This window comes from Micromonospora sp. NPDC004551 (genome assembly GCF_040609975.1).
Taxonomy (GTDB): domain Bacteria; phylum Actinomycetota; class Actinomycetes; order Mycobacteriales; family Micromonosporaceae; genus Micromonospora.
The window spans coordinates 30,029-53,522 of record NZ_JBEXLM010000040.1; the positions used below are offsets into that span (position 1 = coordinate 30,029).

A 23,494-nucleotide genomic window follows, 5' to 3' on the forward strand; every position below is an offset into this window, starting at 1 on the left:
ATTCGCCGGAGGCCCGCAAACCCGGGGTCCGGTGATCCCGACCACCGGTGTCGCGGAGTCACCCGATCGGGATCAACTACGGTGCGTAGGATTCGCTCCGTGAAGGCTTCCGTCCGGTTCCCGGTCTCCCCCACGCTGCTGCGCCGCCTCGCGTACACCTCGATCATCGCGAACGTGGCGATCGTGGTCACCGGCGGGGCCGTCCGGCTCACCCGATCCGGTCTCGGCTGCCCGACCTGGCCCCGGTGCACCGACGAGTCGTACATCGCCACGCCGGAGATGGGCATCAACGGGGCGATCGAGTTCGGCAACCGGCTGCTCACCTTCGCCGTGGGCGTCATCGCGCTGGCCGTGGTGCTCGCCGTGCTGGCCCAGCGGACCCGCCCGCGGGGGCTGCTGCCGCTGTCGATCGGCGTGCTGTTCGGCATCCCCGCCCAGGCCGTCGTCGGCGGCATCACCGTGCTCACCAACCTCAACCCGTGGGTGGTCGGGCTGCACTTCCTCGCCTCGATGGCGGTGATCGCCGCCGCGTACGCGCTCTGGAAGCGGACCACGGAGCCGGACGGGCCGGTGACGCCGACCGTGCCGGCGCCGCTGCGTACCCTCGCCGCGCTCACCACGGTGGTGAGCGCGGCCGTCCTGGTGATCGGCACCTGGGTGACCGGCAGCGGGCCGCACGCGGGCGACCAGGGCGCGGCCCGCAACGGCCTGGATCCGGAGGCGATCTCCCAGGTTCACGCCGACGGGGTGTTCCTGCTGATCGGGCTCTCGGTGGCGCTGCTGTTCGCGTTCCGCGCGGTGGGCGCCACCCCGGCCGCCCGCGCCGCCGGCGTGCTCGTCGCGGTCGAACTGGGCCAGGGCCTCATCGGCTTCGTGCAGTACTTCACCCACCTGCCCGCCGTGCTGGTCGCCGCGCACATGCTCGGCTCCTGCCTCGTGCTGCTGGCCACCCTGGGCGTGCTCTGGGCCACCCGGGAGCGGCGCCCGGCCGCCTGGCCGGCTCCGGCGGCGCCCCCCGCCCCGGCCGACCAGCCGGTCACCGCCGCCGTCTGAGGCCCGCGACCGGGCGCCGACACCCCCGGCGTTACCCCCCGCCGGCAGCGGGAATGCGGTCCGCGCCACGGACCGTCCGCCCGAGGGGAGCCGCCGGTGTCGCGCAAGGGTCTGTCCACGACCGTCCCGCAGCGGCTGACGCCGGTGGCCGGCGCGCCGCTCTGGTGCGACGCCCACGACTTCGGGCTCACCGGTGACGGCGTCACCAACGACCAGCCGGCGCTCGCCGCCCTGGTGGACCGGCTGGGCGAGGGGTACGACGCCGACGGCCGGGCCAGGGTCATCTACTGCCCGCCGGGCATCTACTCGATCCGGGACGCCGGCACCGTCTGGCGCAGCGGCGTGTCGCTGATCGGCGCGGGGCCGGCGGCGACCCGGTTCCTGCTCAGCAACGAGGGCAACCGGGGGGATCCGGTCCCGCTGGCGTACTGGACCACCGTGCAGCACGGCGCGGACCGGGACCGGCACATCGCCGACTGCACCTTCGCCGACTTCGAGATCGACGGCTCCGGTGTCGGCATGGCCCAGTACAACTACCTGGCCAAGGGCCTCGGGCTCCAGTACGTGGTGCGCGGCGTCTTCCGCAACCTCTACATCCACCACACCGGGGCGACCGGCCTGGGTTGCGACTTCCTTCAGGACAGCCTGATCGACGGGGTGGTCGTGGTGGGCTGCGGCCGGCTGGACAACGGCGAGCAGATGGGCGGCGCGGGCATCGGCGTCGGCATCGGCGGCTGGGGCGACGTGGAGCGGCTCACCATCGCCAACTGCACCACCCTCGGCAACGGGACCAACGGGATCTTCCTGGAGCTGCAGAAGGACTACTGGGCCCGGCCGCGCGGCTTCCGCATCGTCGGGTGCCACAGCCAGGCCAACCGGTTCGGCATCTCCGACTGGGGCGCCGACGGGCTGATCGTGTCGGCCTGCACGCTCACGAACAACCTGGAGGCGGGCTTCGACGTCTCGGCCAACGGCACGGCGGGGATCGCCGGTCGTGGCGGGCTGCTGGTCGACTGCGTGATCGACCGCAACGTCGGCGACGGGATCAGCATGGGCAACACCCCCGGCCCGTACGTGGTGCGGGGCAACCGGATCAGCCGCAACGGCGGCTACGGGTACCACGAGCACGACCTGGGCCACGGGTACCGGGGCGCGGCGGCGGACGTGGTGATCCAGGGCAACGACATCTGGGACAACGCGCTGGACGGGATCCGGATCGACCGGCCCATGAGCGACGCCGCGGTGGTGGACAACCGGATCCGGGACAACGGGCGGCGGTCCGCGCCCGCCTGCGGCGGTTCCGGTGCCACGGTGCGGTACACCCCCCGCCAGGTCACCGACGGGTCGGCGGACTGGCCGCCCGGTGGGCACCGGGGCAAGATCCTGCGGGTCGACTCACGGACCGCGGTGGTGGCCGACAACACCGGCAACGAGCTGTCCCTGGCCGAGGTGCGGCCCGACGGCGCCACCGGCTGGAACGAGGCCATCCCGGCGCCGGGCACGCCGTACGAGCTGCCCGCCGGCCCGCCGGAGCGCGCCGGGATCGCCATCAACGCCCCGTTCGACTCGGCCACCGTGCGCGGCAACCGGATCTGGCACCGGGACGAGCACACCCAGACCTACGGGCTGTGGATCACCGGCTCCGGCAGTTGCGTGTCCTGCCGGGTGGAGGACAACGACCTCGCCGGGAACGAGGCGGCCGTACGGCTGGAGACCCCTCCCATCGGCGGCCGCTGGGAGCGCAACCACTGCGACGGGGAGTGACCCCGCGCTCCGGCCCGCTCGGAGCGGGCCGGAGCGCGGGGTCAGGACCGCCGTGCCAGGTGGGTGGTGATCGCCGCGGCGAGCCGGTCCGGGGCACCGTCGGCGTGACCCACGAACAGGCTCGGCTCGGTCAGCTCCAGCTCGACCAGAACGGGCGCCCCGTCCGGGCCGGGGATCAGGTCCACCCGGGCGTAGAGCAGCCGGTCGGTGCCCCCGGGCACGACGGCCAGGGTCTTCTCCGCCGTGTCGAGCTGCTCCGGAGTGGCCGTCCGCGCGTCGATCCGCTCCTCCTTGTACAGCTCGGCCACGCCGCGGTCGGGGCCGGTCAGCATCGGCCCCTTGCGGATCGCGTGGCTGAACGCCAGGCCGTCCGGCCCGGCCAGGAAGAGCAGCGCGGTCTCCCCGGCGGTGTCCACGGCGCTCAGGTACGGCTGGACCATGGTGACCCGGCCTGCGGCGGAGAGCCGCCGTACGTGGGCCACGGCCAGTTCCCGGTGCTCCGGGTCGGCCAGGTCGTACCGGCCGGTGTCCTGGCTGCCGGCGCTGACCGCCGGCTTGATCACGTACTCCCCGGTGCCGGCGGGCGGGGTCCAGTCGGCCCCCGGCTCGACCCAGGCGGTCGGCACGGTGGGCACCCCCGCCGCGGACAGCTCGGCCAGGTAGCGCTTGTCGGTGTTCCAGGCGACCACGTCGGCCGGGTTGACCAGGGCGGGCACCGTGCGCGCCCAGGCGACGAACTCGTCGCGACGCAGCGCGTAGTCCCAGGGCGAGCGGAGCACGACCAGGTCGTAGCGGGACCAGTCCACGGCCGGGTCGTCCCAGACGACCGCCTCGGCGGCGACGCCGCGGGCGGCGAGCGGGGCGAGGGCGAGGCGGTCGTCCGGGTCGAGGTCGGGCAGTGCGGTGCAGGTGACGAGAGCGACCCGGGGTTCCCCCCGGGTCGACTGGTGGTGGTTGGTCAATTTATGTCAACGGGCCATCGTGCGCCGGGCCATCGACCGCCAGAGGTCGTTGCTCGGACGCATCTGGTCCATCAGCTCACGCTCCCAGGCGTTCTCGACGGCGACCCCTGCCGTGGCGCAGGCCTGCCGCGCGACGTCGGTGCCGTCGGCGAACTGGTCGGCCCACGCGCCGTCCTCACCCACGAGGACGATCCGTGCGCCGCGCTTGCCCACGTACTCGATGACCGCCTTCGCTCCGCCGTGTCCGGCGGCGAACGACTTGATGCCCGCGACCAGGCCGTTGGGGGCCTGTTCGGCGGTCTTGTCAGCCGTGAGCGTCGTATCGGAACCATCTGCCATGACGCGAAGCCTAAGCAGACATCCACCCGGATGTGCGAGAACGATGAACTGAATGTGATGCCAATTACCTACAGGTTTAAGGAAGACCACAGGTAATTCGCCCAGACATGTCGGCTATGACCGGCCAAATCGGTCGGGGGAGATCGTCACATTCTGTCCGGGTTGAGCCCGTCCGGCTCAGGCCGAAAAAAATTCTGATGAAATCCGCGACAGGGGGAACTCATCCACCCCGGTCAGAGCGGGAAAGGGACCTAGATCAGGGCGTCGAGCGCGACGGCCGCGAACAGGATGGTGAGGTAGGTGGTGGACCAGTGGAAGAGCCGCATCGGCTTGACCGCCTCGCCGCGCGCTGCGCGCCGGCAGAGCTTGTGCGCCTCCACGACGAAGATCCCGCCCACCACCAGCGCGGTGACACCGTAGATCGGGCTCATCCCGAGCGGCCAGACGGCCAGCGAGGAGAGCAGCGTCAGCCAGGAGAAGAGGATGATCTCCGCGTTGACGCGGCGGACCGAGGCCACCACCGGCAGCATCGGGATGCCGGCCCGCGCGTAGTCGGCCTTGTACTTGATCGCCAGCGCGTAGAAGTGCGGCATCTGCCAGAAGAAGACCACCGCGAACAGGCCCCACGCGGCCGGGGCCAGCGAGCCGGTGACCGCCGCCCAGCCGATCAGCACCGGCGCGGCCCCGCAGGCGCCGCCCCAGAAGGTGTTGGCGGCCGTGGTGCGCTTCAGCCAGAGCGTGTAGACGAGGTCGTAGTAGGCGATCGCCGCGAGGGTCAGCCCGGCGGCCAGCCAGTTGGTGGCGGCGGCCATCAGCGCCACCGAGACCACCGCGAGCACCAGGCCGAAGATCAGCGCGCTGCGCGGCGACACGGTGTGCGCGGGCAGCGGCCGGCGCTTGGTGCGCCGCATCAGCTGGTCGATGTCGCGGTCGATGTAGCAGTTGAGCACGCTGGCCGCCCCCGCGGCGAGCGAGCCGCCGACCAGCACCACGGCCACCAGCCAGAGCGAGGGCATGCCGCCGTCGGCCAGCATCATCGCCGGCACGGTGGTGACCAGCAGCAGCTCGACGATCCGCGGCTTGGTGAGCGCCACGTACGCGGCCACCACGGCCCGCACGTCCCGCCGGCCGGTCGCCCGTGCCTCCGCCACCGTGCGCACCGGCGGGTGCCCGGCAGAGTCGCTGACGGGGCGCTCGGTGATCATGCTCACGGATTGCCACCTTCCGGCTTCGGCGGGGGAGGTCGGTGTCGGCTCGGACCCGTCCGGGTCCACACACCGCCCCACACACTACGCGGCGTCGTTTTGGCTGCCCCGGAGACCCGGCAACGGTGCGGGCCGTCACACCTCGGGTTGAACGGCTGATCCGGTCGGAGACGTACAGACCAGCATGCAGAGATCCCCGGGCGGACGTTTAGCGCCGCTCGATAGGGTCATCAGTGAGGGTTCCGCCCATCTGCCGAGGAGCACAACCATCGTGGCTGCCAACCGACCCGAGCTTCCCGCTCTCAACTGGTCCGACCTCGACCGCAGGGCCGTCGACACGGTCCGCGTGCTGGCCATGGACGCCGTGGAGAAATCCGGCAACGGCCACCCGGGCACGGCCATGAGCCTCGCCCCGGCGGCGTATCTGCTCTTCAACCGGGTCATGCGGCACAACCCGGCCGACCCGAACTGGCCCGGCCGGGACCGCTTCGTGCTGTCCGCCGGGCACTCCAGCCTCACCCTCTACATCCAGCTCTTCCTCTCCGGCTACCCGCTGGCCCTGGACGACCTCAAGGCGCTGCGCCAGTGGGGCTCGCTCACCCCGGGTCACCCGGAGCACGGGCACACCCCCGGCGTGGAGACCACCACCGGCCCGCTCGGCCAGGGCATCGGCAACGCGGTCGGCATGGCGATGGCGGCCCGCCGCGAGCGCGGCCTCTTCGACCCCGAGCCGGACCGGGCCGACTCCCCGTTCCGCCACGACATCTGGTGCATCGCCTCGGACGGCGACATCGAGGAGGGCATCAGCCACGAGGCGAGCGCCCTCGCCGGCCACCAGCGGCTCGGCAACCTCTGCCTGATCTACGACGACAACGAGATCTCGATCGAGGACGACACCCGCATCGCCAAGAGCGAGGACGTCGCGGCCCGCTACGAGGCGTACGGCTGGCACGTGCAGACCGTCGACTGGCGCCGCGGCGACGCCGACCAGGGCGACTACCACGAGGACGTCGAAGCCCTCTACCAGGCGCTGCTGGCCGCCCGGGCGGAGACCGGCCGGCCCTCCTTCATCGCGCTGCGCACGATCATCGGCTGGCCCGCGCCCAACAAGAAGAACACCGGCAAGATCCACGGCTCGGCGCTCGGCGCCGACGAGGTGAAGGCCACCAAGCAGATCCTCGGCTTCGACCCGGAGCGCACCTTCGAGGTCGACGAGGAGGTGCTCAAGCACGCCCGCCAGGTCATGGAGCGGGGCGCCGAGGCACAGGCGGCGTGGACCACGACGTTCGACGCGTGGGCGAAGGCCAACCCGGAGCGCAAGGCGCTGTGGGAGCGGATGTCCACCCGTACGCTCCCGACGGGCTGGACCGACGCGCTGCCCACCTTCCCGGCCGATGCCAAGGGCGTGGCCACCCGGGCCGCCTCCGGCAAGGTCCTGGAGGCCCTCGCTCCGGTGCTGCCCGAGCTGTGGGGCGGCTCCGCCGACCTCGCCGAGAGCAACAACACCACCATGAAGGGCGAGCCGTCCTTCGTCCCGGCGGAGCACGCCACCAAGGACTTCCCGGGCGACGAGTACGGCCGCACGCTGCACTTCGGCATCCGCGAGCATGCCATGGGCGCGATCCTCAACGGCATGGCCCTGCACGGCGGCACCCGCCCGTACGGCGGCACGTTCCTGGTGTTCAGCGACTACATGCGCCCCTCGGTGCGGCTCGCCGCGCTGATGAAGCTGCCGGTGGTCTACGTCTGGACGCACGACTCGATCGGCCTCGGTGAGGACGGCCCGACCCACCAGCCGGTGGAGCACCTGACCGCGCTGCGCGCCATCCCCGGCCTCGACGTGGTCCGCCCGGCCGACGCCAACGAGACCGCCTGGGCGTGGCGGCAGGCCCTGGAGCACACCGACCGGCCGACCGCGCTGGCGCTCAGCCGGCAGGCGCTGCCGACCGTCGACCGCACCGAGCTGGCCGGCGCCGAGGGCGTCGCCAAGGGCGGCTACGTGCTGGCCGAGGCGTCCGGCGGCAAGCCGCAGGTGATCATCGTCGGCACCGGCTCCGAGGTGCAGCTCTGCCTCACCGCGCGGGAGCGGCTGGAGGCCGACGGCACCCCCACCCGGGTCGTCTCCATGCCCTGCCAGGAGTGGTTCTTCGAGCAGGACGAGGCGTACCGGGAGTCGGTGCTGCCGCGCGGGGTAAAGGCACGGGTGAGCGTGGAAGCGGGCATCGCCATGTCCTGGCGGGCGATCGTCGGGGACAGCGGCGAGTGCGTGAGCCTCGAGCACTACGGGGCGAGCGCGCCGCACACCGTGCTCTTCGAGCAGTTCGGGTTCACCCCCGACCGGATCGTGGCCGCCGCGCACGCGGCGCTCACCCGGGTGGGCGACATCACCGGTTTCACGACCGGCAACTGAGGGGAGCGTGGACAGCATGACGGACAGGCTGAGCGAGCTCCAGGCCGCCGGTGTGGCGATCTGGCTCGACGATCTTTCCCGGGTACGACTGAGCTCCGGCGGGCTCGACAAGCTCCGCCGCGAGTCCCACGTGGCCGGGGTGACCACCAACCCGACGATCTTCGCCAAGGCGCTCAGTGACGCCGACGAGTACAACTGGCAGCTGCGCGACCTCGCCACCCGTGGCATCGAGGTCGAGGAGGCGGTCCGCATGCTCACCACGTACGACGTGCGGTGGGCCTGCGACGTGATGCGCCCCTCCTACGACAAGAGCGCCGGGGTGGACGGCCGGGTGTCGATCGAGGTCGACCCGCGGCTGGCCCACGAGTCCGACCGGACCGTCGCCGAGGCCAAGGCGCTCTGGTGGCTGGTCGACCGGCCGAACCTCTTCATCAAGATCCCGGCCACCGAGGCGGGCCTGCCGGCGATCACCGCGACCCTGGCCGAGGGGATCAGCGTGAACGTGACGCTGATCTTCGGCCTCGACCGCTACTCGGAGGTCATGGAGGCGTTCCTGGCCGGTCTGGAGCAGGCGAAGGCCAACGGCCACGACCTGTCGAAGATCGGGTCGGTCGCCTCGTTCTTCGTCTCCCGGGTCGACACCGAGGTGGACAAGCGGCTGGAGAAGATCGGCTCCGACCAGGCCAAGGCGCTACGCGGCAAGGCCGCCATCGCCAACGCCCAGCTGGCGTACGAGCGCTACAGCGAGGTCTTCGGCTCCGACCGGTGGAAGAAGCTGGCCGACGCGGGCGCCCACCCGCAGCGCCCGCTGTGGGCCTCGACCTCGACCAAGAACCCCGACTACCGGGACGTCATCTACGTCGAGGAGCTGATCGCCCCCGGCACGGTCAACACCATGCCGGAACCGGTCATCCACGCCTACGCCGACCACGGCGAGACCCGCAAGGACACCGTCACCGGCGCGTACGACGCGGCCCGCAAGGTCTTCACCGACCTGGAGGCGGCCGGCGTGGACATGTCCGACGTGATCGCCACCCTGGAGCGGGAGGGCGTGGAGAAGTTCGAGACGAGCTGGCTGGAACTGCTCGACGGGGTCAAGAAGTCCCTCGCCGAGGCGGCCAAGGGCATCGGCCGGCCGGGCCGGGCCGCCAAGGGCAACGCGAAGGCCGCCGAGAAGGCCGGGGGCAACGCGTGACGGACGGCGCCGGACGCGTCCCACGGGAGTGCCGTGGGACGCGCCACGCCGAGAGGACGGAGTGGTGAGGTGAGCGACCTGCTGGCCGGCCGGGCGGACATCGCCGCCGGGCTGGCCGTGCACGGCGCGGACGCGGTCGACGCGTCCGCGCCCGCGTCCGTGCGGGCCGCGCTCGTCGCCGCCGACCTACCCGCCCGGCTCGCCGCCAAGGACCCGACCCTGTGGGGGCCGGCCGCCGAGGCCACGGCCCGGACCCGGCTGGGCTGGCTGGACACCCACGCGCGGGCCCGGGAGCTGCTCCCCCAGCTCGCCGAGCTGACCGAGGAGCTGGCCGACCTGGACCACGTGGTGCTGGCCGGGATGGGCGGCTCCTCGCTCGCCCCGGAGGTGATCGCCCGGACCCTCGGCCGGCCGCTGACCGTGCTGGACAGCACCGATCCCGGCGAGGTCCGCGCGGCCCTCGCCGACCGGCTGGACCGCACCGTGGTGGTGGTCGCCGGCAAGTCCGGCGCCACGGTGGAGACCGACAGCATCCGGCGGGCCTACTGGCAGGCGTTCCTCGACGCCGGGCTGACCGGGGCGGAGGCCGCACGGCACTTCGTGGTGGTCACCGATCCCGGCTCCCCGCTGGAGGCGCTCGCCGACGAGCTGGGCGTCGTGGTGATCCAGTCCGACCCGGAGGTGGGCGGCCGGTACTCGGCGCTCACCGCGTTCGGTCTGGTCCCGGCGGCGCTGGCCGGCGCGCCGGTCGCCGACCTGCTGGACGACGCCGACGCTCTCGCCGGCGCCCTCGGCCGGGATCAGGACAACCCCGGCCTGGCCCTCGGTGCGGCGCTCGCCGCGGCGGCCACCAGCGGCCGGGCCACCGTCGCGCTGGTGTCCGACGGCACCGGGCTCGACGGCCTGGGCGACTGGGCCGAGCAACTGCTCGCCGAGTCCACCGGCAAGGCCGGCCGCGGCATCCTGCCGGTGGTGGTGGAGTCCCCGGACGCCCCCGGGGCCCGCGGGCCGGACGTGCTGACCGTCGGCTACGGCGGCGCCCTGGGCCCGGGCACCGCGCCCGCCCCCGCCGACGTGGCGGTCAACGGTCCGCTCGGCGCGCAGTTCCTGACCTGGGAGTACGCCACCGCGATCGCCGCCGCCGTGCTCGACGTCGACCCGTTCGACCAGCCCGACGTCGCCGAGAGCAAGGAGCACACGGCGCGGCTGCTCGCCGCCGGCCCGCCGGCCGGGCCGCCCACGGCCACCGAGGGCGCCATCGAGGTGTACGCCCCGGCCGGGGCGCCCGCCGACCTGGCCGGCGCGCTGCGCTGGCTGCTCGCCGGGCTGGGCGACGACGGCTACCTGGCGGTGACCGCCTACCTCGCCCGGTGGGGCGACGCGGCGGTGGTGGGGCTGCGCCCGCTGCTGGCGCGGGCGACCGCGCGCCCGGTCACCTTCGGCTGGGGGCCGCGGTACCTGCACTCCACCGGGCAGTACCACAAGGGCGGCCCGCGGGCCGGCAGCCACCTCCAGGTGACCGGCGCGGTCACCGACGACCTGCCGGTGCCCGGCCGCCCGTACACCTTCGGAGACCTTCAGGCGGCCCAGGCCGCCGGCGACCGGCGGGCCCTCGCCGATCGCGGGCGGCCGGTGCTGCGCCTGCACCTGACCGAGCGGGCGGCGGGCGTCGCCCAGCTACTGGACGCGGCCGGACGGACACTGACGTGACGATGAATGACGTGACATCGGCGGAGCGAGGAGGCGGCATGAACCCGCTGCGCGATCCTCAGGACCGCCGGCTGCCACGGATCCCGGAGCCGTGCGCTCTGGTGATCTTCGGGGTGACCGGCGACCTGGCCAAGAAGAAGCTCCTGCCGGCGGTCTACGACCTGGCGAACCGGGGGCTGCTGCCGCCCGGTTTCGTGGTCCTGGGCTTCGCCCGGCGCGACTGGGGCGACGGCGACTTCGAGTCGCTGGCCCACGACGCGGCCAAGAAGCACGCCCGTACCCCCTGGCGGGAGGAGGTCTGGGCCCGGCTCGCCGGCAACATCAAGTTCGTCGGCGGCTCGTTCGACGACGACGCCGCCTTCGACCACCTCGCCGCCACCCTCGACGAACTGCGCGACACCCACGGCATCCCGGGCAACGCCGCCTTCTACTTCTCCATCCCCCCGGCGGCCTTCCCCGTGGTGCTCAAGCAGCTCGCCCGCACCGGCATGGCGGACAACGCCAAGTCCGGCGGCTGGCGCCGGGTGGTCGTGGAGAAGCCGTTCGGCAACGACCTGCCCTCGGCGAAGTCGCTCAACGACCTGGTCGACGACGTCTTCACCCGGCAGGACGTCTTCCGGATCGACCACTACCTGGGCAAGGAGACGGTCCAGAACATCCTGGCCCTGCGCTTCGCCAACAACCTGTTCGAGCCCCTGTGGAACTCCAAGTACGTCGACTCGGTGCAGATCACCATGGCCGAGGACGTCGGCATCGGCACCCGGGCCGCCTTCTACGACTCGGTCGGCACCGCCCGCGACGTGCTCCAGAACCACCTGCTCCAGCTGCTCGCCCTGGTGGCCATGGAGGAGCCGACCAGCTTCGACGCCGACGAGATCCGCACCGAGAAGCTCAAGGTGCTCAAGGCCATCACGGTGCCGAAGGACGTCGCCGCGGACACCGTCCGCGGCCAGTACCTGCCCGGCTGGGTGGGCGGCGAACGCGCCGTCGGCTACCTCGACGAGGAGGGCGTCCCGGCGGAGTCCACCACCGAGACGTACGTGGCCGTGAAGCTGGGCATCCAGAACCGGCGCTGGGCCGGGGTGCCGTTCTACATCCGGGCCGGCAAGCGGCTGCCCCGGCGGGTCACCGAGGTGGCCATCGTCTTCAAGACGGCGCCGCACCTGCCGTTCAACCCCGCCGACATGGAGTCCCTCGGCCCCAACCAGCTCGTCATCCGGGTTCAGCCCGACGAGGGCGTGGTGCTGAAGTTCGGCTCCAAGGTGCCGGGCACCACCATGGAGGTCCGCGACATCGCGATGGACTTCCAGTACGGCGAGGCGTTCACCGAGTCCAGCCCCGAGGCGTACGAGCGGCTGGTGCTGGACGTGCTCATCGGCGACCGGACGCTGTTCCCGGACGCCGCCGAGGTCGAGCAGAGCTGGCAGGTGGTGGACCCGCTGGAGCACGCCTGGGAGGGCACGAAGCCGGAGCCGTACCGGGCCGGCGAGTGGGGCCCCCGGGCCGCCGACGAAATGCTGGCCCGCGAGGGCCGGTCCTGGCGGAGAGCGTGAGCGGGCACAGCGAGCGAACCAGGAGGTTCCGTTGATCGGCTTGTGGGACACCACCGGGAACGAGGTGGTCAAGGCGCTCGCCGCCGAGCGGCGCAGCGCGGGCGGGGTGGCCAGCGGCATGGCGCTCACCCTGATCGTGGTGGTGGACGAGAAGCGGGTCCGGGAGGCCGAGGCGGCGGCGACCATCGCGGCCGCCGCCCACCCGTGCCGGCTGCTCGTGGTGGTCCGCTCCGACGTCGAGCGGGACCGCAACCGGCTGGACGCGGAGATCGTCGTCGGCGGCCGGCTCGGCCCGTGCGAGGCGGTGGTGACCCGGATGTACGGCCGGCTCGCGCTGCACGCCGAGTCGGTGGTGATGCCGCTGCTGGTGCCGGACGTGCCGGTGGTGACCTGGTGGCACGGCGAGCCGCCGGAGGAGATCGCCACCGACTTCCTCGGCGTGGTGGCCGACCGCCGGATCACCGACGCGGCGCAGGCCGCCGACCCGATCGCCGCGCTGCGGCAGCGGGCCGCGGACTACGCCCCGGGCGACACCGACCTGGCCTGGACCCGCATCACCCCGTGGCGCACCCTGGTCGCCGGGGCGTTCGACACCACCCAGGCCCGCGTCACCGAGGCGACCGTGGTGGCGCCGCGCACCGACCCGACGGCCGCGCTGATGCGCGGCTGGCTGGTCGCCCGGCTCGGCATCGACCCGGTCTGGCAGCACACCGACGAGTTCCCCCGGATGCGGGAGGTGCAGCTGCGCTGCGCCAACGGCGACCAGCTGACGCTGACCCGGGACGACAACGTGGCGGTCTTCCGGCGTACCGGCCAGGAGGACCGGACGCTGCCGCTGGTCCGCCGGCCGCTCGGCGACGAGCTGGCCGAGGAGCTGCGCCGGCTCGACGCCGACCAGGTCTACGCGGAGGCGCTCGGCGCCACCGCCGGGCTGACCGCGCTCGACCAGCGACCCGCCCAGCGGGTGCACGTGTGGAAGGATCCGGCGACCGCCCAGCGGGCCGAGGCCGGGGTCACCGCGCACGCCGGCGCGACCGCCAACGAGTGAGCGGGCCGCGCGGACCGCTCGGCGGTCGGACAGCACAGGTGGCCGCCGCGGGGCGGTCGGAGCACGAAGGCGCGATGGATGACTGAGGCGAGTGTCGCCGTACACGCCGACCCGGACCTGCTGGCGCAGGCCGTGGCGGCCCGGCTGGTGGTGAAGCTGCTCGACGCGCAGGCCGAGCGCGGCCAGGCGTCGGTGGTCCTGACCGGCGGGCGGATCGCGGCGGCGGTGTACCGGGCGGTGGCGCAGCTGCCGGCCCGCGACGCCGTCGACTGGTCCCGGGTCGACGTCTGGTGGGGCGACGAGCGGTTCCTGCCGGCCGGCGACCCGGAGCGCAACGAGACCCAGGCCCGGGCGGCGCTGCTGGACGCGGTCCCGCTGGACCCGGCCCGCATCCACCCGATGCCGGCCTCCGACGGGCCGGCCGGCAACGACCCGGAGGCGGCCGCCGCCGGCTACGCGCAGGAGCTGGCCCGGGCCGCCCGGCCGGGGACGGCCGCCCTCCCCCACTTCGACGTGCTGATGCTCGGCGTGGGCGAGGACGGGCACGTCGCCTCGGTCTTCCCGGAGCACCCGGTGCACCACGACAACCGCCCGGTCAGCGCGGTGCGCGGCAGCCCCAAGCCGCCGCCGGTGCGGACCACGCTGACCCTCCCGACGATCAACACGGCCGAGGAGGTCTGGCTGGTGGCCGCCGGGGCGGACAAGGCCCGGGCGGTCGGGATGGCCCTGGCCGGGGCCGGGCCGGTGCAGCTTCCGGCGGCCGGGGTTCGCGGGGTGTCCCGCACCCTCTGGCTGCTGGACCGGGCCGCGGCGGCCGACGTGCCGCCCCGGCTGCGCAGCCTGCGCTGAACGACGGCGGAGCCCCGGCCCGGGCGGGTCGGGGCTCCCGCGTCATCAGGCCCGGCCGCGCCGCCGGCGCAGCGTCTCCAGGGCCTCGGCGAGCAGCGCCTCCCCCTGCTCCGGGGTGCGCCGCTCCTGCACGTACGCCAGGTGGGTCTTGAAGGGCTCGGCGCGGGTCCGGCCCGGCGGGCTCCCCGGGTCGCGGCCGGCCGGCTCGCCGCAGCGCGGGCAGTCCCAGGTCTCCGGGGTCTCGGCCTCGGCGGCGATGAGGAACTGGACGCGGTGGGCGTTGGCGCACCAGTAGGTGACCGGCCGGCGCGGCGCCGGCTCGATGCGCTGCTCGAACCGCTCGGGGGCGGACCCGATCCGGGTGCCGCGGATGACGTTGCCACTGGACACGGCTGCTCGCTCCTGTCGTCGGAGGGGACCGCCGCTCGAAGGGGTGGGCGACGGGCGACGTGCGGAGAAACAAACTGCGCGCGGTCCGTGACGGACCGCGCGCAGATTGTACGACTCGGAGCGCTCGCTCAGGCGCCGCTGCCCGTCTGGAGGCGGAGCCAGAGCCCGATCCCGACGATGCACGCGAACCAGATGATGCCGACCAGAACGGTGTAGCGGTCGAGGTTCTTCTCGGCCACCGAGGAGCCGGCCAGGCTGGAGCTGACGCCGCCGCCGAACATGCTCGACAACCCGCCGCCCTTACCGCGGTGCAGGAGGATCAGCAGGGTGAGCAGCACGCTCGTGATGACCAGCAACACGATCATCGTGTAGGCGAACCAGATCGGCATGGCGGGGGTCAGTCCTCTCGTTGCGATCACTGCCCGGTCGTGTCGGGCACGGCGGCACCGACCGGTGGACGGGCAGCGTCAAGGATAGCGAGCGTTCAGCGGGCGATGTGCTCCGGGAACCGGCAGATCTGCGCGAATTCCTCGGCGTCCAGGCTGGCGCCGCCCACCAGGGCCCCGTCCACGTCCGGCTGGCCCATGATCGCGGCCACGTTCGAGGACTTCACCGACCCGCCGTAGAGGATCCGGACCTGGTCGGCGGTGTCCTGGCCGAAGGTCTCCACCAGGCGCTTGCGCACCTCGCCGCAGACCTCCTGGGCGTCCTCCGGGGTCGCCGTCTTGCCGGTGCCGATCGCCCAGACCGGCTCGTACGCCACGACGACCTTGGTGACCTGCTCCGCGGTGAGCCCCTTCAGCGCGCCGTCGAGCTGGTCGCAGCAGTGCGGCACGTGCTTGAGCTGCTCGCGGATCTCCAGGCCCTCGCCGATGCAGAGGATCGGGGTGAGCCCGTTCGCCAGCGCGGCGGCCACCTTGGCGTTGACCAGGGCGTCGTCCTCGTGGTGGTACTGCCGCCGCTCGGAGTGCCCGACCACCACGTAGGTGCAGCCGAGCTTGGCGAGCATCGGCCCGGCGATGTCCCCGGTGTACGCGCCCGACTGGTACGGCGACAGGTCCTGCGCGCCGTAGCCGATCAACAGCTTGTCGCCGTCCACCGCGGTCTGCACGGTGCGCAGGTCGGTGAAGGGCGGCAGGACCACCGTCTCGACGTCGGTGAGCTGCTTCTCGTTGAGGCTCGCGGCCAGCTTCTGCACCAGCAGGTTGGCCTCGAGGTGGTTCAGGTTCATCTTCCAGTTGCCGGCCATCAGCGGCCGGCGGGGGGTGCTCGCCATTCAGTTCTCCAGGGCCGCGATGCCGGGGAGGGTCTTGCCCTCGAGGTATTCCAGGGAGGCGCCGCCACCGGTGGAGATGTGGCCGAACGAGGACTCGTCCAGGCCGAGCGCCCGCACCGCCGCGGCCGAGTCGCCGCCGCCGACCACGCTGAACGCATCGGTCTTGGTGATCGCCTCGGCGACGCCCCGGGTGCCGTTGGCGAACGCGGCCATCTCGAACACGCCCATGGGGCCGTTCCAGAAGATCGTCTTCGCCTGGGACAGGGCGGCGGCGAAGCCGGCCACGGTCTCCGGGCCGATGTCCAGCCCCAGCCGGTGGCTCGGGATGCCGTCGGCGGGCACGGTGTCGTGGGCGGCGTCGGGCGCGAACGCGTCCGCAGCCACCACGTCGACCGGGAGCATGATCTTGCCGCCGGAGCGCTCCAGCAGGTTGCGGCAGGTCTCGACCATCTCCTCCTCGAGCAGCGAGGTGCCCACCTCGTGGCCCTGGGCCTTGAGGAAGGTGAAGCACATCCCGCCGCCGATGAGCAACCGATCGACCGTGGGCAGCAGCGCCTCGATCACGGCCAGCTTGTCGGAGACCTTGGAGCCGCCCAGCACCACCACGTACGGCCGCTCCGGGGCGCCGGTGAGCTTGCTGAGCACCTCCACCTCGCGCAGCACGAGGCGGCCGGCGACGTGCGGCAGCCGGGCCGGCACGTCGTACACGCTGGCGTGCTTGCGGTGCACCGCGCCGAAGGCGTCGTCGACGTACGCCTCGCCGAAGGCGGCGAGCTGGTCGGCGAACGCGCCCCGCTCGGCGTCGTCCTTGCTGGTCTCACCCTTGTTGAAGCGCAGGTTCTCCAGCAGGGCCACCTGGCCGTCGGCCAGGCCCTCCACGGTGGACCGGGCCGAGTCACCCACGGTGTCCTCGGCGAAGTGCACCGGCGCGCCGAGCAGCTCGCCGAGCCGCCCGGCGACCGGGCGGAGGCTGAACTGCGGGTCCGGCGCGCCCTTCGGGCGGCCCAGGTGCGAGCAGACGACCACCTTGGCGCCGGCCTGGACCAGCGCGCTCAGGGTCGGCAGCACGGCCCGGATGCGGCCGTCGTCGGTGATCTCGCCGGTCTGCTTGTCGAGCGGGACGTTCAGGTCGGCGCGCACCAGCACGCGCCGACCCGACACCCCCTCGCCGAGCAGGTCGTCGAGGTTGCGGATGCTCACAGCGAGCTACCCACCAGCTTCACGAGGTCCACGAGGCGGTTCGAGTAGCCCCACTCGTTGTCGTACCAGCCGACGACCTTGACCTGGTTGCCGATCACCTTGGTCAGCGGAGCGTCGAAGATGCAGGACGCCGGGTCGGTGACGATGTCCGAGGAGACGATCGCGTCCTCGTTGTAGACCAGGATGCCCTTGAGCGGGCCGTCCGCGGCCGCCTTGAGCGCGGCGTTGACCTCGTCCACCGTGGTCTCCCGGCCGACCGTCACGGTCAGGTCGGTGACGGAGCCGGTCGGGATCGGCACACGCAGCGCGTAGCCGTCCAGCTTGCCCTTGAGGTCCGGCAGGACCAGGCCGATCGCCTTCGCGGCGCCGGTCGAGGTCGGCACGATGTTGAGCGCGGCGGCCCGGGCGCGGCGCAGGTCCTTGTGCGGCGCGTCCTGCAGGTTCTGGTCCTGCGTGTACGCGTGGATGGTCGTCATCAGACCCTGCTGGATGCCGAACGTGTCGTGCAGCACCTTGGCCATCGGGGCGAGGCAGTTGGTGGTGCAGGAGGCGTTCGAGATGATCGTGTGCTTGGCCGGGTCGTACTGGTCCTGGTTGACGCCCATGACCACGGTGACGTCCTCGTTCTTCGCCGGGGCGGAGATGATGACCTTCTTGGCCCCGCCGTCGACGTGCGCCTTCGCCTTGGTGGCGTCGGTGAAGAAACCGGTGGACTCGATGACGACATCGGCGCCGACCTCGCCCCACGGCAGCTTGGCCGGGTCCTTCTCGGCGTACGCCTTGATGGTCTTGCCGCCCACGGTGATCTCGTCGGCGGTGGCCTTCACCTCGTGCGGGAGGCGACCCAGGATGCTGTCGTACTTGACAAGGTGGGCGAGCGTCGCGTTGTCGGTCAGGTCGTTGACCGCCACGACCTCGATGTCAGCGCCGGACGCCAGCACTGCCCGGAAGAAGTTGCGGCCGATCCGGCCGAAGCCGTTGATGCCAACCCGGATGGTCACAGGTCCCATCTCCTCGCGTTCTGGTCCGCCGGCGTCAGACCCCGGCCGGCGGAGATTGTTCGCCGACCGGTGGAGCCGGCCGTTGACGGTTCATCTCGGCCACCCCGCCGCGGTCCCAGGAGACCAGACCGCCCGAGGCGGTGAGCACGGCGAGGAGTGCCTTTGCCGGCCCCCTTGCCGTACGCAGCGACCTTATCCGAGCGCGCGCCGCCGCGCTGCGGCGGGTGGTGATCCCCTTCGCAGCTCGACGCCTCACCGGTCCTATCAGACCACGAGCATGTCGGGCGTGACGGCCGCTTCGGTATCCGGGATGCCCAGGTCGCGGGCCCGCTTGTCGGCGAGCGCGAGCAGCCGGCGGATCCGGCCGGCGATGGCGTCCTTGGTCAGCGGCGGGTCGGCCAGCGCGCCGAGTTCCTCCAGGGAGGCCTGCCGGTGTTCCAGCCGCAGCCGGCCGGCCGAGGTCAGGTGATTGGGCGCGTCCTCGGCGAGGATCTCCAGCGCGCGGGTGACCCGGGCGGCCGCGGCCACCGCGGCGCGCGCCGAGCGGCGCAGGTTGGCGTCGTCGAAGTTGGCCAGCCGGTTGGCGGTGGCCCGCACCTCGCGGCGCACCCGCCGCTCCTCCCAGGCCAGCACGCTGGAGTGCGCGCCGATCCGGGTGAGTAGCGCGGCGATCGCGTCGCCGTCCTTGACCACCACCCGGTCCACGCCGCGCACCTCACGGTTCTTGGCGGTGATGCCGATCCGGCGGGCGGCCCCGACCAGGGCGAGCGCCGACTCCGGGCCTGGGCAGGTGATCTCCAGGGCGCTGGACCGGCCCGGCTCGGTGAGCGAGCCGTGCGCCATGAACGCGCCCCGCCAGGCGGAGACCGCACAGCAGACGTTGGCGGCCACCACGTGCGGGGGCAGCCCACGCACCGGGCGGCCCCGCACGTCCAGCAGGCCGGTCTGCCGGGCGAGCGCCTCGCCGTCCTTGACCACCCGCACGATGAAGTGACTGCCCTTGCGCAGGCCGCCGGAGGCGAGCACGTGGATCTCACTCGGGTAGCCGTAGACCTCGGCGATCTCCCGCCGGAGCCGCCGCGCCACCGCGCCGGTGTCCAGCTCCGCCTCGACCACGACGCGACCCGACACGATGTGCAGGCCGCCGGCGAACCGGAGCAGGGCCGCCATCTCCGCCCGCCGGCAGCAGGGCTTGGGCACGTCGACCCGACTCAGCTCGTCCTTGACCGCAGCCGTCATCGCCATGTTGCGCGCCCCCTCACGGACCGGTTCCGGCGTGTCGCCGGTGATTACGTACGTGTCTAACGATCGGCGCCCAGGACAGGCACCAGCGCGGCGCCCAGGGCGGCCGGATCATGACGGGGCGTGCCGTCGGTGACGGCGACGGGAGCGAGGACCAGCCGGGCACCCAGCGATTCTGCCGCACGTTCGACCGCCACGGGGTCACCCACTGCCTTGGAGTCGGCCAGCACCATGTCCACCTTCAACTCAGGCAGATAGCGCCCGAGGGTGTCCAGATGGTCGGGCAGGGAGAGGCCGAGCGTCTCCTTCTCCGCCACCAGGTTGAGGGTCACCAGCCGGCGCGCCGGGCTGGAGACGATCGCGTCGGCCAGGCCCGGCACCAGCAGGTGCGGCAGCACGCTGGTGTACCAGCTGCCCGGCCCGAAGATCAGCCAGTCGGCGGCGTGCACCGCGGCCACCGCCTCGGCGCAGGCGGCCGGCGCGGCCGGGGTCAGCCGCAACGACTCGACCGTGCCGGAGGTGACCGCCACCTGGTGCTGCCCGCGCACCGTGCGGACCTCGTCGGGACGCTCCGGGTCGGCGCCGCGCACCCGCGCCTCGATGCCGACCGGCTGCCGGGACATCGGCAGCACCCGGCCGACCGCGCCGAGCATCGCGCCCGCGTGGTCGAGGGCCACCACCGGGTCGCCCAGCAGCTCGGTCAGCCCGTGCAGCAGCAGGTTGCCGACCGCGTGGCCGGCGAGCGGATCGGCCGCTCCCCTGCCCCCGACGGCCTGGCCGGCGGGCGGGTCCACCGCTTCGCCGCCACCGGCGGCGGCGAAGCGGTGTTGGAAGAGCGCCGCGCTGCGCCGGGTGGCCGGATGATCGCCGGCCAGGGCGACGAGCGCCTGCCGCAGGTCGCCCGGGGGCAGGCCGCCGCGCTCCGCGCGCAGCCGCCCGCTGGAGCCGCCGTCGTCGCCGACGGTGACGACCGCCGTGATGTCCAGATCCAGTCCGGGTACGCAGTGCCGCAGCGCCCGCAGCGACGCCGACAGCCCGTGCCCGCCGCCGAAGGCGACCACCCTCGTCGGGGTCATTCCCGCCCCAGGTCCCGGTGCTGCGGGTTGGCGGCGATGCCGGAGCGGCGCAGCCTTGCGGCCAGCTCCTCGGCGATCGCCACGCTGCGGTGCTTGCCGCCGGTGCAGCCGACGGCCACGGTCAGATAGCGCTTGCCCTCCCGCTCGAACCCGGCGGTGGTGGCGTTGACCAGGTCCGCGTACCCGGCCACGAAGGCGTCCGCGCCCTCCTGGCCCAGCACGTACGCGCTGACCGCCTCCTCGCGACCGGTGTGCTCGCGCAGCTCCGGCACCCAGTAGGGGTTCGGCAGGAACCGGGCGTCCATCACGAAGTCGGCGTCCGGCGGGAGCCCGTACTTGAAGCCGAACGAGAGCACCGTGATCCGCAGCCGGCGCGAGTCCTCGCCGCCGAACAGCTCCTCGACCCGGCGGCGGAGCTGGTTCACGTTCAGGTGGCTGGTGTCGATGATCACGTCGGCCTGGTCCCGGGCCTCCTCCAGCAGCGCCCGCTCGACGGCGATCCCGTCGGCCAGCCGCCCGTCGCCCTGCAGCGGGTGCGAGCGGCGGACGCTCTCGAAGCGGCGGATCAGCACCTCGTCGTCGGCGTCGACGAAGACCACCCGGGGCTGGAAGCCGCGCTCGCGCAGCTCCCGGATCGCCCCGGCCAGGTCGGTGGAGAAGGCCCGCGAGCGGACGTCCAGCACCATCGCCGTACGCCGGGCCGCGCCGCCGGCTTTGAAGGCCAGCTCGGCCATGTCCAGCATGAGGGCCTGGGGCAGGTTGTCCACCACGTAGAAGCCGACGTTCTCCAGTGCCCGGGCCACCGTGCTGCGGCCACCGCCGGACAGGCCGGTCACCACCACCAGGGTGGTGTCCGCCTCGGCCGGCGCCGGCCGCCCGAGAGCTGTCTCCGCGTTGGTCGGCACCAGGTCTCCCGCCGTCCGCGCCTCGCTCACCCGTACCCCCAGCCGTGGCGCCGCGGCCGGTCGGCCGCGCGTGGTCAGTCAGCGACTCTAACGGCTCCGACCCCACCCGGGATTCCACGGGGTGACGACCGGAACAGGCGCTTGTCCGTTTTGTCGAGGTCCGGTGGCCGTTCCGCGGGAGGTGCGGATGCTGCTCCGGGGTGCGGCCGCCTGCCGCTGCACGGAGGTCCCGTTGTCGCTGCGGGGGCCGTCGGTTGCCGCCACGCGGCCGTTCGGGGCGGGGGGCTGTCGGCGGGCGCTCGTAGACTGCGCGGATGGTCTCCCCCACCGATCAGCGGACCGAGGACGCGCTGCGGGTCCTGCGCCGGGTGTTCGGCTACGACGCCTTCCGCGGCTTCCAGCACGAGGTCGTCGAGCACGTGGTGGCCGGCGGTGACGCGCTGGTGCTGATGCCGACCGGGGGCGGCAAGTCACTCTGCTACCAGATCCCGGCGCTGGTCCGCGACGGCGTGGCGGTGGTCGTCTCGCCGCTGATCGCGCTCATGCAGGACCAGGTCGACGCGCTCACCGCGGTCGGCGTCCGGGCCGGGTTCCTCAACTCGACCCAGGATCTCGCCGAGCGGCGGCGGGTCGAGGCGGCGTTCCTCGCCGGCGAGCTGGACCTGCTCTACCTCGCCCCGGAGGCCCTGGCCACGCGCGGCACGGTCGCGCTGCTGGAGCGCGGGCGGATCGCTCTCTTCGCGATCGACGAGGCACACTGCGTCTCGCAGTGGGGCCACGACTTCCGGCCCGACTACCTCAACCTGTCGATGCTGCACGAGCGTTGGCCGGGGGTGCCGCGCATCGCGCTGACCGCGACCGCCACCCGGGCCACCCGCGCGGAGATCGCCACCCGGCTCAACCTCACCGACGCCCGGCACTTCGTGGCCAGCTTCGACCGGCCCAACATCCAGTACCGGATCGTGCCCAAGCGGGAGCCGCGCAAGCAGCTGCTCGCCCTGCTGCGCGACGAGCACGGGGGCGACGCCGGCATCGTCTACTGCCTGTCCCGGGCCTCCGTGGAGAAGACCGCCGAGTTCCTGGTCGCCAACGGCGTCCCGGCGCTGCCCTACCACGCCGGGCTCGACGCGGCGACCCGCGCGGCCAACCAGCAGCGCTTCCTGCGCGAGGACGGGCTCGTCATGGTCGCCACCATCGCCTTCGGCATGGGCATCGACAAGCCCGACGTGCGCTTCGTCGCCCACCTCGACCTGCCCAAGTCGGTGGAGGGCTACTACCAGGAGACCGGCCGCGCCGGGCGCGACGGGCTGCCGTCGACGGCCTGGCTGGCGTACGGGCTCCAGGACGTGGTGCAGCAGCGCAAGATGATCGAGACGTCCGAGGGCGACCTGGCCCACCGGCGCAACCTCGCCACCCACCTCGACGCCATGCTGGCGCTCTGCGAGACGGTACGGTGCCGCCGGGCGCAGCTCCTCGAATACTTCGGCGAGGGCGGCACGGCCAACTGCGGCAACTGCGACACCTGCCTGGAGCCGCCGGAGTCCTGGGACGGCACGGTCGCCGCGCAGAAGCTGCTCTCCACCGTCTACCGGCTCGACCGGGAACGCCACCAGCGGTTCGGCGCCGGGCACTGCGTGGACATCCTGCTGGGCAAACACACCGACAAGATCGACCAGCACGGCCACGACTCGCTGAGCACCTTCGGGATCGGCACCGACCTGCGCGAGGCCGAGTGGCGGGGCGTGGTGCGGCAACTGCTCGCCGAGGGCCTGCTCGCGGTCGAGGGCGACTACGGCACCCTGGCCCTCACCGAGACGAGCGCCGAGGTGCTGGGCCGCCGACGCACCGTCACCCTGCGGCGGGAGCCCGAGCGGCCCGCCGGCCGGTCCGCCAAGCCCCGCGGCGCGGCCACCGTGGTGGCCGACCTCGCCCCGGCCGCCGTTCCCGTGTTCGAGCGGCTGCGCGCCTGGCGGGCGGCCACCGCCAAGGAACAGGGCGTCCCCGCGTACGTGATCTTCCACGACGCCACCCTCCGGCAGATCGCCACCGAGGCGCCGGCCTCGCTGGCCGAGCTGTCCCGGATCAGCGGCGTGGGCGACAACAAGCTGGCCAAGTACGGCGAGGGGATCCTCGCCGTCCTCGCGGAGTCCTGAGACACGACGAAGGGCCGGCCCCTTGTGGGGGCCGGCCCTTCGTGCTCGCTCCTGTCAGCGAATAGCCGGTCAGGAGGCGCTGTAGCCGCGGGTGGCGATCCAGTCGGCGAGGTTGTCGACGCTGATGCGGTAGGAGGCCATGTTCGGGTCGGCCGAGTCGGCG

20 protein-coding genes and 1 pseudogene are annotated in these 23,494 nt (G+C 73.1%); 9 read left to right on the forward strand and 12 right to left on the reverse strand.

What is annotated here, in order from left to right:
• The first annotated feature begins 81 nt into the window (after positions 1 to 81).
• Entirely contained in the window at positions 82 to 1,053 is a 972-nt protein-coding gene (locus ABZW14_RS30850) for a COX15/CtaA family protein (protein WP_355353546.1), read from the forward strand.
• A gap of 96 nt (positions 1,054 to 1,149) precedes the next feature.
• Positions 1,150 to 2,817, forward strand: a complete 1,668-nt coding sequence (locus tag ABZW14_RS30855; protein ID WP_355353549.1) for a right-handed parallel beta-helix repeat-containing protein — start codon at positions 1,150 to 1,152, stop codon at positions 2,815 to 2,817.
• 41 nt (positions 2,818 to 2,858) lie between these two features.
• Here the strand turns inward: ABZW14_RS30855 and ABZW14_RS30860 are convergent, their stop codons facing one another.
• The 3 genes from ABZW14_RS30860 to ABZW14_RS30870 all read right to left on the reverse strand — a co-directional run bounded on the left by ABZW14_RS30860 (position 2,859) and on the right by ABZW14_RS30870 (position 5,329).
• A complete protein-coding gene (locus ABZW14_RS30860) occupies positions 2,859 to 3,779 on the reverse strand; it encodes a hypothetical protein (protein WP_355353551.1) in 921 nt (306 codons plus the stop codon).
• Positions 3,780 to 3,785: 6 nt separating this feature from the next.
• On the reverse strand, positions 3,786 to 4,118 hold the full coding sequence (locus ABZW14_RS30865) for a hypothetical protein (protein ID WP_355353554.1): 333 nt from the start codon (positions 4,116 to 4,118) through the stop codon (positions 3,786 to 3,788).
• Between the two features lie 251 nt (positions 4,119 to 4,369).
• The gene (locus tag ABZW14_RS30870) at positions 4,370 to 5,329 is read right to left on the reverse strand and encodes a heme o synthase (protein WP_355353557.1); all 960 of its coding nucleotides are present in this window, start codon (positions 5,327 to 5,329) and stop codon (positions 4,370 to 4,372) included.
• A gap of 265 nt (positions 5,330 to 5,594) precedes the next feature.
• Between ABZW14_RS30870 and tkt the strand changes: the two genes are divergently transcribed.
• From tkt to pgl, 6 genes are all read left to right on the forward strand, one after another.
• Positions 5,595 to 7,733, forward strand: a complete 2,139-nt coding sequence (tkt, locus tag ABZW14_RS30875) for a transketolase (RefSeq protein ID WP_355353559.1) — start codon at positions 5,595 to 5,597, stop codon at positions 7,731 to 7,733.
• Positions 7,734 to 7,749: 16 nt separating this feature from the next.
• A complete protein-coding gene (gene tal / locus ABZW14_RS30880; protein ID WP_355353562.1) occupies positions 7,750 to 8,928 on the forward strand; it encodes a transaldolase in 1,179 nt (392 codons plus the stop codon).
• Positions 8,929 to 8,997: 69 nt separating this feature from the next.
• Positions 8,998 to 10,638, forward strand: a complete 1,641-nt coding sequence (locus ABZW14_RS30885) for a glucose-6-phosphate isomerase (protein ID WP_355353565.1) — start codon at positions 8,998 to 9,000, stop codon at positions 10,636 to 10,638.
• A gap of 38 nt (positions 10,639 to 10,676) precedes the next feature.
• Positions 10,677 to 12,191, forward strand: a complete 1,515-nt coding sequence (gene zwf / locus ABZW14_RS30890) for a glucose-6-phosphate dehydrogenase (protein ID WP_355353568.1) — start codon at positions 10,677 to 10,679, stop codon at positions 12,189 to 12,191.
• A 31-nt stretch (positions 12,192 to 12,222) separates the two neighbouring features.
• Positions 12,223 to 13,239: a glucose-6-phosphate dehydrogenase assembly protein OpcA gene (locus ABZW14_RS30895; RefSeq protein ID WP_355353571.1), complete on the forward strand. Its 1,017-nt coding sequence runs from the start codon at positions 12,223 to 12,225 to the stop codon at positions 13,237 to 13,239.
• A 78-nt stretch (positions 13,240 to 13,317) separates the two neighbouring features.
• Positions 13,318 to 14,088, forward strand: coding sequence for a 6-phosphogluconolactonase (gene pgl / locus ABZW14_RS30900; RefSeq protein ID WP_355353574.1), 771 nt, complete (start codon positions 13,318 to 13,320; stop codon positions 14,086 to 14,088).
• Positions 14,089 to 14,133: 45 nt separating this feature from the next.
• On the opposite strand, the gene ABZW14_RS30905 is transcribed toward pgl, so the two are convergent.
• The 8 genes from ABZW14_RS30905 to rapZ all read right to left on the reverse strand — a co-directional run bounded on the left by ABZW14_RS30905 (position 14,134) and on the right by rapZ (position 21,178).
• Positions 14,134 to 14,478 (reverse strand): RNA polymerase-binding protein RbpA, encoded by a 345-nt coding sequence (locus tag ABZW14_RS30905; RefSeq protein WP_355353577.1) that lies wholly within the window; start codon positions 14,476 to 14,478, stop codon positions 14,134 to 14,136.
• Between the two features lie 128 nt (positions 14,479 to 14,606).
• Positions 14,607 to 14,867, reverse strand: a complete 261-nt coding sequence (gene secG, locus ABZW14_RS30910) for a preprotein translocase subunit SecG (protein WP_355353580.1) — start codon at positions 14,865 to 14,867, stop codon at positions 14,607 to 14,609.
• Positions 14,868 to 14,962: 95 nt separating this feature from the next.
• The gene (gene tpiA, locus ABZW14_RS30915; protein WP_355353583.1) at positions 14,963 to 15,754 is read right to left on the reverse strand and encodes a triose-phosphate isomerase; all 792 of its coding nucleotides are present in this window, start codon (positions 15,752 to 15,754) and stop codon (positions 14,963 to 14,965) included.
• On the reverse strand, positions 15,755 to 16,954 hold the full coding sequence (locus ABZW14_RS30920) for a phosphoglycerate kinase (RefSeq protein WP_355353586.1): 1,200 nt from the start codon (positions 16,952 to 16,954) through the stop codon (positions 15,755 to 15,757).
• A complete protein-coding gene (gene gap / locus ABZW14_RS30925) occupies positions 16,951 to 17,955 on the reverse strand; it encodes a type I glyceraldehyde-3-phosphate dehydrogenase (protein WP_091270107.1) in 1,005 nt (334 codons plus the stop codon). Before gap ends, ABZW14_RS30920 begins: the two co-directional genes overlap by 4 nt.
• Before the next feature lie 264 nt (positions 17,956 to 18,219).
• Entirely contained in the window at positions 18,220 to 19,200 is a 981-nt protein-coding gene (gene whiA / locus ABZW14_RS30930; RefSeq protein WP_088999356.1) for a DNA-binding protein WhiA, read from the reverse strand.
• A 56-nt stretch (positions 19,201 to 19,256) separates the two neighbouring features.
• A complete protein-coding gene (locus tag ABZW14_RS30935) occupies positions 19,257 to 20,273 on the reverse strand; it encodes a 2-phospho-L-lactate transferase CofD family protein (RefSeq protein ID WP_355353590.1) in 1,017 nt (338 codons plus the stop codon).
• Entirely contained in the window at positions 20,270 to 21,178 is a 909-nt protein-coding gene (rapZ, locus tag ABZW14_RS30940) for an RNase adapter RapZ (RefSeq protein ID WP_091270109.1), read from the reverse strand. Before rapZ ends, ABZW14_RS30935 begins: the two co-directional genes overlap by 4 nt.
• Positions 21,179 to 21,492: 314 nt before the next feature.
• On the opposite strand from rapZ, the gene recQ reads away from it, so the two are divergent.
• On the forward strand, positions 21,493 to 23,331 hold the full coding sequence (recQ, locus tag ABZW14_RS30945) for a DNA helicase RecQ (protein ID WP_355353593.1): 1,839 nt from the start codon (positions 21,493 to 21,495) through the stop codon (positions 23,329 to 23,331).
• Between the two features lie 69 nt (positions 23,332 to 23,400).
• On the opposite strand, the pseudogene ABZW14_RS30950 reads toward recQ, so the two are convergent.
• Positions 23,401 to 23,494: pseudogene (locus ABZW14_RS30950) on the reverse strand (phytochelatin synthase); the annotation flags it as partial.